The following is a 7,844-nucleotide window of genomic DNA, read 5'->3' on the forward strand; positions in this document are numbered from 1 at the left end:
CAAGTCGGCTTTCTGCCGACATTCTATACATACATAAAAATTATATCATAATTTATTCATGATTTCAAGAAGTTTTCTGACTTGTAATTAAATTTTAACTTTGTTATATCTGATACAGACACAGAAAGGAAGGATAACGGAATGAAGCCGTATCTTAAACGAGCTTGGGCAGAGGTATCTCTCCCGAAGCTCAGAAAAAATGTTGAAATTATCCGCAGCCTTAACTCTGAGAGTACTGATATTATGGCGGTAGTAAAGGCTGACGCTTACGGTCACGGAGATGAACACATCGTCAGATGTCTCGCCGAACAGTGCGGTATAAAGTATTTTGCCGTGTCAAATCTCGACGAGGCTATCGCAGTACGCAAATTTGCTCCCGAATCAGAAATACTTATCCTCGGATATACTCCTCCCGAGTACGCCCACGAGATCGCTATGTACAATATCATTCAGGGCGTTGTCTCGACTGAGTACGCTCAGGAACTTGTGAAAAATACTCCTGCTCCTATCCGCTGTCATATCAAGATCGACACGGGTATGGGCAGAATAGGTCTCAAGCATGATACTCCCGAGGAGTGTGCTTCCGAGATAGAAGCCATGATGAAGATCGACAAGCTGTCCGTGGAGGGCATATACACACACTTCGCCGTTGCAGACAGCGACGATCCCGACAATATCGCCTACACAGACAAACAGGAGAAATTCATCACAGACACATATGACACTCTCGTCAGCCGCGGAATAAAGCTCCGCCATCTCCACTTCATGAACAGCGCTGCTACCTGTTACAGGAACAGCTCCCGCAGCACACTCTCCCGTGCAGGCATCATACTCTACGGTCTGCACCCTGATGTGAGCCTCGATATACCCGACGGTCTTGAACCCCTCATGGAGCTCAAAGCTGTCATCTCCCACGTCAAGAATGTCAAGCCTGGTGACTGCATAAGCTACGGACGTACATTCACTGCCGACCGCGAAATGCGTATCGCTACCGTTACTATAGGCTATGCCGACGGTTATTCGAGACTTCTCAGCTCTAAGGGCGAGATTCTCGTTCACGGAAAGCGCTGCAAAATAGTCGGCAGAGTATGCATGGATCAGCTGATGATGGACGTATCCGACGTTCCTGAAGCTAAAGCAGGCGATATCGTGACAATGATAGGTCACGACGGCGGCGACCGTATCACAGCCGATGACCTCGCGCAGGTCTACGGCACTATCGGTTACGAAGTAGTCTGCGGAATCTCAAAGCGCGTACCGAGAATTTACATTGATTAAGGAGAAAATATGAAAAAGGGATTATTAATTGCTGTTTTGGTGACAGCTCTCCTGAGTGGCTGTACTGCCAACACAGATTCTTCTAAGAAAGACAAGTCCAACAGCGAAAACAGTACAACTACACTCAATGCTGAGGATACTGCCACCACACTCAATGCTGAGGACAGCACCGATACAACGCAAAAAGTGAAATACCTAAACAGTATCACGCTCAAAGCTGAGGACAGCGACAAGTTACAGGAGTGTACCTTTATAGCCTGTTTAAGACTTGTGTCCATGTGCGATGGTTTAGAGTATAATGTTTTGTACAACGATGACGGTACGTCAACGATACTATTCAATGTAGTGCCGCAATTCTGGAGCGACGATGTACTCGACTTTATCGTCAGAAAAGGTGAGGTATCATTCAGAAAGGGCACTGACAGCGAGGTAAACTCCGAGGGCGAAACCGTCCCTACAGGCGAGATAGCCATCGACAGAGCGGATATTAAACAGGCACGGAATATGGTAATGCCGACCGAGACAGATTTTGTGCGTTATGTTGATTTGGAACTGTCCTGGGATGGCGGAGATAAATTTGCCGAAGTCACGAAAGAACTCGCAGATACTTCCACTCCACTCACGGTTTGGTTGGATAACGAGATGATCCATTCCGCAACCGTATCTGCCCCCATAACTTATGGCAGCTTCACGATATCAGGCGGCTTGACAGATGCATCGGCAGCAATGCTCTCTGCCGCGATAGAGGGAGGCCCTCTTCCCTGCGGACTGGAAGTTACCGACCATAAGTTCGGAATGCAATGAGAGATCGCTGTGTAATATCTACATGATATAACGATCATATGATAAATTCTGCAACTCCGATGTGCCTGTCGCATCGGGAGCTGCTTATATATCAGGTTCGTATATACGAATGTATGGACAAGCCTGATACAAATAATCCAAGTGAAGGTGATAATATGGCTAAAGCTATGACAATTTCCTATGAGGTTGGCGATAACCTCTACCTCAATCTTACAAATAAATGTCCGTGCAACTGCACGTTCTGCATACGCAATCACGCTGACGGCGCTTACGGCTCAGACCCGCTCTGGCTGGAACATGAACCGTCTATGGAAGAAATAATCGCAGACCTTAACAAGCGCAATATAAAAAAATACCGCGAGATAGTTTTCTGCGGCTACGGTGAACCTACCGAGCGCCTTGATGCTGTTCTCGAAACTGCCGCTTATCTGCGCAGCAGAGAGAACTGCCCGAAGCTCCGTATCAACACCAACGGTCTCGGCGACCTTATCCACGGCAGAAGCATCGCAAAGGAGCTTTGCTACGAGCTGGATACAGTCTCCATAAGCCTCAATGCTCCTACAGATGAGGAGTACATGAAGGTCACACGCCCGAGATTCGACAACGCATTCGAGGCTTTACAGAAGTTCACTAAGGACTGCGTGAATATAAAAAGAGCTGAAATAGTTATGTCCGTAGTCGACGTTATCCCTGCTGAACAGATAGAGGCTTCTCGTGAACTTGCCGAAAAGCTCGGCGCTAAGCTCCGCGTAAGAACTTTCGACGAGTAAAATATCATACGTTTTTCAACAGCCTATTTTGTGCAGTATTTTTATCGTAAATCTATAGAATTATGTTCAAAAATATGCTATAATTATTTATTGAAAGATTTCTCTGATCTGAGATAAGGAGTAGTTTTTATGAGTAAAAAAGGCAAAACAATACTTGCAGTCTCAATTTCTACATCAGTTCTGGCTCTTACTGCCGCTGCTGTAACTGTTTTTGTCTGCAAGCGTATTTACGAGAAGAATTACTTCTCGGTCACAGATTAACAGGTCAATATTATTAAGAAGAAGGTTGAATAATATGGAAATCAAATTCACAAAAGCAGCAAGCCTCAAGGCTAAGCCACAGCCAGGCGACAAGCTCGGCTTCGGTCACATCTTTACAGACTATATGCTCGTTATGCCTTACGATGAGGGTCAGGGCTGGCACGATCCTGAGATCAAGCCATACGCTCCTATCGAGCTCTCACCTGCCGCTATGTGTCTCCACTACGGTCAGGAAGTATTCGAAGGCTTAAAGGCTTACAGAACTGCTGACGGCAAGGTACAGCTCTTCCGTCCCGAAGAAAACTTCAAGAGACTCAACGATTCCAACAAGAGACTGGTTATCCCTGAGCTTCCTGTTGAGCTTGGCTTAAAGTGCCTCACAGAGCTCATCAAGGTTGAAAAGGACTGGGTTCCTTCAAAGGAAGGCGAGTCACTCTATATCCGTCCGTTCATTATCGCTGTTGACCCATTCCTCGGCGTTAAGCCAGGCGCTCAGTACCTCTTTATCATTATCCTTTCTCCATCGGGCGCTTACTATGAGAGCGGTCTCAACCCTGTAAACATCTACGTTGAAAGCAAGTATGTCCGCGCTGTAAGAGGCGGTATGGGCTTCGCTAAGACAGGCGGCAACTACGCTGCTTCTCTTATCGGACAGGACGAGGCTCACAAGCAGAACTACTCACAGGTTCTCTGGCTCGACGGCGTTGAGCAGAAGTACATCGAGGAAGTCGGCGCTATGAACATCTTCTTCGTTATCGACGGCAAGGTTGTTACTCCTATGCTTCAGGGTTCTATCCTCCCAGGTATCACAAGAAAGTCTGCTATCGACGTTTGCAAGAGCAAGGGTATCCCTGTTGAGGAAAGACGTATCACTATCCAGGAGATCGCTGATGCTTACGACGCAGGCAAGCTCGATGAAGTATTCGGTACAGGTACTGCTGCTGTTATCTCTCCTGTTGGCCACCTCAAGTGGAACGACAAGGTTATGGAGATCAACGACAACAAGATCGGTAAGATCTCTCAGATGCTCTATGATACAATGACAGGTATCCAGTGGGGCAAGATTGAGGATACATTTAATTGGATCGTTCCTATCGACTAATTAAATAATGATAACAAGGCGCTTCCGTTTTCGGAAGCGCTTTTTTATTCAATGAAACTATAAACGGTATCCAAAAGGGACTGTGTTCCTTTGAGATAGTCCAGAGGCAGGGGCATGAGGCAAAGCCCCACAGTTTCACAAAGGGCGGATAATATCCGCCCCTACTATTGTCACTTCTCCCCGTCCTGACATATAATATGTTGATTAGAGATAATCACTTTATGCCGATTTCGGCGGATTGGAGAAATGTATGAAAAAACCTGTTATACTTATCGCGGGCGGTGATATGCGGCAGCTCTACTGCGCCGCTAAGCTGTCTGATGAATTTAAGATATCCGTTCTCGGCTTCGATAAGGTCTGCTTCCCTGATGATCTCGACCTGCCGCAAGCCGACCTCTCACAGCATGATCCATTCGACTGCGCTGTGCTTCCTGTTCCTCCCCTTACAGATGAGGGCAGTATTTTCGCTCCGTGCAGCTCTCAGACACTGTCTGTAGATATGCTGGAAAAGCTTCTTAAACCCGATGCAGTCATATTCGCTGGCAAAGTAAACGAGACTCTTCGCGACAGCCTCTGCGGTCATGAGATACTCGACTATATGCTCAGCGAGGAGCTCAACCTGAAAAACGCTGTTCCGACAGCTGAAGGAGCTGTACAGATAGCTCTCGACGAACTTCCCGTGACTCTTAACGGACTGAACGTCCTCATAGTCGGTATGGGAAGAATAGGTACTGCTCTCGCACAGATATTGAAGGGCTTCGGCGCATATGTTTCCGCTGCCGTACACAACCAGAGAGCCGCTGCTAAAGCTCGCCTGCAAGGTATAAGGGCTGTACCTCTGCGGCGGCTCAACGGAAGCTACAGCCTTGTTTTCAATACCGTTCCGCACATGATATTCGACAGGGAGCTTCTGAGCAAATTTGACCGCAAGACCCTTTTCATTGACCTCGCTTCTAAACCTGGAGGTATCGACCTCGACGCTGCCCTCGACCTCGGTATAAAAACTATATGGGCGTTGGGACTACCGGGCAAGACCGCTCCTGTGACTTCGGGTGAGATAATCGCCGAAACAGTCAGCTCCATGCTCGCGGAAAGGGGTGTAGCTCTTGAGTGAGATATTCAAAGGATTGCGTATTGGCTTTGCCATGACAGGCTCTTTCTGCACTTTTCAGCAGTGCTTCATACAGGCTGAGATACTCAGAGAGTACGGCGCGGAGCTTATACCTATTATGTCGGAACACGCCGCTTCCTTCAATACACGCTTCGGAAAAGGCTGCGATAACGTGAAAAGACTTCGTGATATATGCGAAAGGGACGTTATCACCTCCATAGCCGATGCAGAGCCAATCGGGCCAAAGAATATGACAGATATTCTTGTCGTCGCTCCGTGTACATCAAATACTGCCGCAAAACTTGCCTCATCTATTACGGATACCTCCGTAACTATGGCGGTAAAGTCGCACCTACGACGCGGAAAGCCTGTTGTGCTTGCAGTTGCTTCAAATGATTCACTTATGGGCTCGGCAAAAAATCTCGGGGAGCTTTTCAATAGGAAGAATTACTACTTCGTTCCAATGGTTCAGGACGACTGGATAAAGAAACCAGCGTCCCTTGTGGCTGAATTCTCAATGCTCCCGCAGGCAATTGAAGCAGCTCTGAACGGCGTTCAGCTCCGTCCCATAATCTACCACAGCTCTGTAACATAAAAAGCAGCGGTCAAATGACCGCTGCACATTTACATTTCCTTTTCTATATTATAATCGTATACAGAAACCTTTATTATCGCCATCTGTCTTGCTCGCTCAACATCAATACCGTAATAACGGAGAATATAGTCTGAGTACTCGAACTTTCCAATAACGTTCTGAGAATCAAAAAGTCCGTCCTCAAGATCGTCATTGACATACTTTCCATACGGAAGTATTATCGTCCTTATGCTTCGGCAGTTCTTGTCCTGCATCTGCTCCTCGATGTAATCAAAACGAAGCTCGTTATAATACTTGTTCGACAGGCACTCGTATGATATGAGAAATGCCGCGGACATTGCAGCTGTGAATGCAAGCCTTTCGATCATTCCCAAAGCTTTTTCACCTGAACCTTTTATCACCTCAGAAACGACCTCTCCGCAAAGAAGTATCCAGAAAATGTAATTTGCAAAGAAACACCTTGCTGTAACAGGACTAATAAATACAAACACCGCTGTAAGAATAAACGTGCTCACAAGATATATACAGGCTCTTATGCTGCCGTTTCTGCTGAGGAAAAACGTCACGAGATATGCTATGGAAATAACATACAAGAAAGAAAATGCAGTCTCAATTGCAACAAGCTTCATAGCAGGTGAATAGGAGACAATGTTCGAGACACATGAGGTGAAAACAGAATAAGCTGCATACACCCAGCATATCCTCATGCAGATATCAAGGTATTTGGGCTTTTTCTCACCGAAACTGCTTCTGAAATATAACACGGAAAGTCCAATAGTCAGTATCAACCCCAATGCCCAATAGTCCTTGGTATAATGCATGACTACATAGGAGTAGGCATTATGCATAATATCCGAGAAATCAAACTTGAACTGCCTGCCGCCAACACTGTCACCGTCCGAATAGATCTCGGAATACGCAGAACTGCTGAACATTATAACACATGAAACAACTGCACCGATCAGGTATCCAACAGCATGAATAACACACTTTCTGTTATTCTTCAACACTATCACAAGCATTGCCGCAGCAAGAATTACACTGTAAATTGTTATATGCTCCACACATAGTCCGCCTACAAGTCCAAGTACTGTAAAAATCAATGCGTACATTAGCGGAGGTTTGCGGTCGCTGAATACATACCTGAACATGAAAAATAAATATGAAAATATCGGGATAAGTGAGAAAATGTAATTGGTATATCCTGATATCCAGTTAACCGTTTCTGCATAGGTTGCCGGAGGTATGCATACGAAAGAAAATAGTACCGCATAGTATTTGATCTTTCCGCATTTATTCTCAATGTCAAAAAGTTTACTCAGAAGTATTATAAAGGCAAAAAAAGTTATCGAGATAAATATTGTTCTAAATAATATGCTTCGTACGAGCCAATATGTCATCTGATTGGAAAATAATCTGCCATTTGGAGTGGTCCATGAACTCAATGCTTCGTCACTACGGGAAAAATACCACAGAAAATCATCGCCGTTCATAAATAATGCCAAAGAAGTACACACCACAAACAACGCAATAACGCCATAAGGTAATACATTCAATAAGTTACTTTTATTTTTCATATCATAATCTCTCATTTTGTAACGTAAATCCAAAAAAGCTCCATTAGATATCCTAATGGAGCTTGCTTTTAGTGTCGGCACTGATCTAATTTTCCGGGCCGTCGCCAGCCAAGTATCTTCGACGCGAATGAGCTTAACTACCGTGTTCGGAATGGGAACGGGTGTGACCTCATTGCCATAAGCACCGACTAATTTTTGAAGTCTTAAAAAGAATAAAGCGTAATGCGAGGCAAAAACTCTGAATGAAGTAAAAAGGAAAAGCCCTCGACCGATTAGTACTCGCAAGCTGAACGTGTCACCACGCTTACACTTTGAGCCTATCAAACTCATAGTCTATGAGAGGTCT

At 45.5% G+C, this 7,844-nt stretch carries 8 protein-coding genes and 2 rRNA genes; 7 read left to right on the forward strand and 3 right to left on the reverse strand.

Going from position 1 to position 7,844, the window contains the following annotated elements:
• The first annotated feature begins 141 nt into the window (after positions 1 to 141).
• From alr to K6G33_RS04460, 7 genes are all read left to right on the forward strand, one after another.
• Positions 142 to 1,278 carry an alanine racemase gene (gene alr, locus K6G33_RS04430; protein WP_296776698.1) on the forward strand — a complete coding sequence of 379 codons (1,137 nt, stop codon included), beginning with the start codon at positions 142 to 144 and terminating at the stop codon, positions 1,276 to 1,278.
• Positions 1,279 to 1,287: 9 nt separating this feature from the next.
• Positions 1,288 to 2,082, forward strand: a complete 795-nt coding sequence (locus tag K6G33_RS04435; RefSeq protein WP_296776701.1) for a hypothetical protein — start codon at positions 1,288 to 1,290, stop codon at positions 2,080 to 2,082.
• A gap of 155 nt (positions 2,083 to 2,237) precedes the next feature.
• Positions 2,238 to 2,852, forward strand: a complete 615-nt coding sequence (locus K6G33_RS04440) for a TIGR04100 family radical SAM protein (RefSeq protein ID WP_296776704.1) — start codon at positions 2,238 to 2,240, stop codon at positions 2,850 to 2,852.
• Positions 2,853 to 2,981: 129 nt separating this feature from the next.
• Positions 2,982 to 3,113 (forward strand): hypothetical protein, encoded by a 132-nt coding sequence (locus tag K6G33_RS04445; RefSeq protein WP_296776706.1) that lies wholly within the window; start codon positions 2,982 to 2,984, stop codon positions 3,111 to 3,113.
• A gap of 34 nt (positions 3,114 to 3,147) precedes the next feature.
• Positions 3,148 to 4,215 (forward strand): branched-chain amino acid aminotransferase, encoded by a 1,068-nt coding sequence (locus K6G33_RS04450; protein WP_296776707.1) that lies wholly within the window; start codon positions 3,148 to 3,150, stop codon positions 4,213 to 4,215.
• A gap of 250 nt (positions 4,216 to 4,465) precedes the next feature.
• Complete coding sequence (locus tag K6G33_RS04455) at positions 4,466 to 5,329, forward strand: dipicolinate synthase subunit DpsA (RefSeq protein ID WP_296776710.1); 864 nt, start codon at positions 4,466 to 4,468, stop codon at positions 5,327 to 5,329.
• Positions 5,322 to 5,921 carry a dipicolinate synthase subunit B gene (locus K6G33_RS04460; RefSeq protein ID WP_296776711.1) on the forward strand — a complete coding sequence of 200 codons (600 nt, stop codon included), beginning with the start codon at positions 5,322 to 5,324 and terminating at the stop codon, positions 5,919 to 5,921. Before K6G33_RS04455 ends, K6G33_RS04460 begins: the two co-directional genes overlap by 8 nt.
• Positions 5,922 to 5,950: 29 nt before the next feature.
• Here K6G33_RS04460 and K6G33_RS04465 read toward each other — a convergent pair whose 3' ends face one another.
• The 3 genes from K6G33_RS04465 to K6G33_RS04475 all read right to left on the reverse strand — a co-directional run.
• Entirely contained in the window at positions 5,951 to 7,513 is a 1,563-nt protein-coding gene (locus K6G33_RS04465) for a DUF6056 family protein (RefSeq protein WP_367270468.1), read from the reverse strand.
• A gap of 57 nt (positions 7,514 to 7,570) precedes the next feature.
• A 5S ribosomal RNA gene (gene rrf / locus K6G33_RS04470) occupies positions 7,571 to 7,687 on the reverse strand.
• A 63-nt stretch (positions 7,688 to 7,750) separates the two neighbouring features.
• A 23S ribosomal RNA gene (locus K6G33_RS04475) occupies positions 7,751 to 7,844 on the reverse strand; the annotation flags it as partial.

Origin of the sequence: Ruminococcus sp. (genome assembly GCF_024691275.1) — a bacterium.
GTDB lineage: Bacteria > Bacillota > Clostridia > Oscillospirales > Ruminococcaceae > Ruminococcus.

Bases quoted from the DNA above. Each gene is read 5' to 3' on its own strand.
- K6G33_RS04445 (WP_296776706.1), top strand. From the start codon at position 2,982: ATGAGTAAAAAAGGCAAAACAATACTTGCAGTCTCAATTTCTACATCA.
- K6G33_RS04465 (WP_367270468.1), bottom strand. From the start codon at position 7,513: ATGAGAGATTATGATATGAAAAATAAAAGTAACTTATTGAATGTATTA.
- K6G33_RS04455 (WP_296776710.1), top strand. From the start codon at position 4,466: ATGAAAAAACCTGTTATACTTATCGCGGGCGGTGATATGCGGCAGCTC.
- K6G33_RS04440 (WP_296776704.1), top strand. From the start codon at position 2,238: ATGGCTAAAGCTATGACAATTTCCTATGAGGTTGGCGATAACCTCTAC.
- alr (WP_296776698.1), top strand. From the start codon at position 142: ATGAAGCCGTATCTTAAACGAGCTTGGGCAGAGGTATCTCTCCCGAAG.
- K6G33_RS04450 (WP_296776707.1), top strand. From the start codon at position 3,148: ATGGAAATCAAATTCACAAAAGCAGCAAGCCTCAAGGCTAAGCCACAG.
- K6G33_RS04435 (WP_296776701.1), top strand. From the start codon at position 1,288: ATGAAAAAGGGATTATTAATTGCTGTTTTGGTGACAGCTCTCCTGAGT.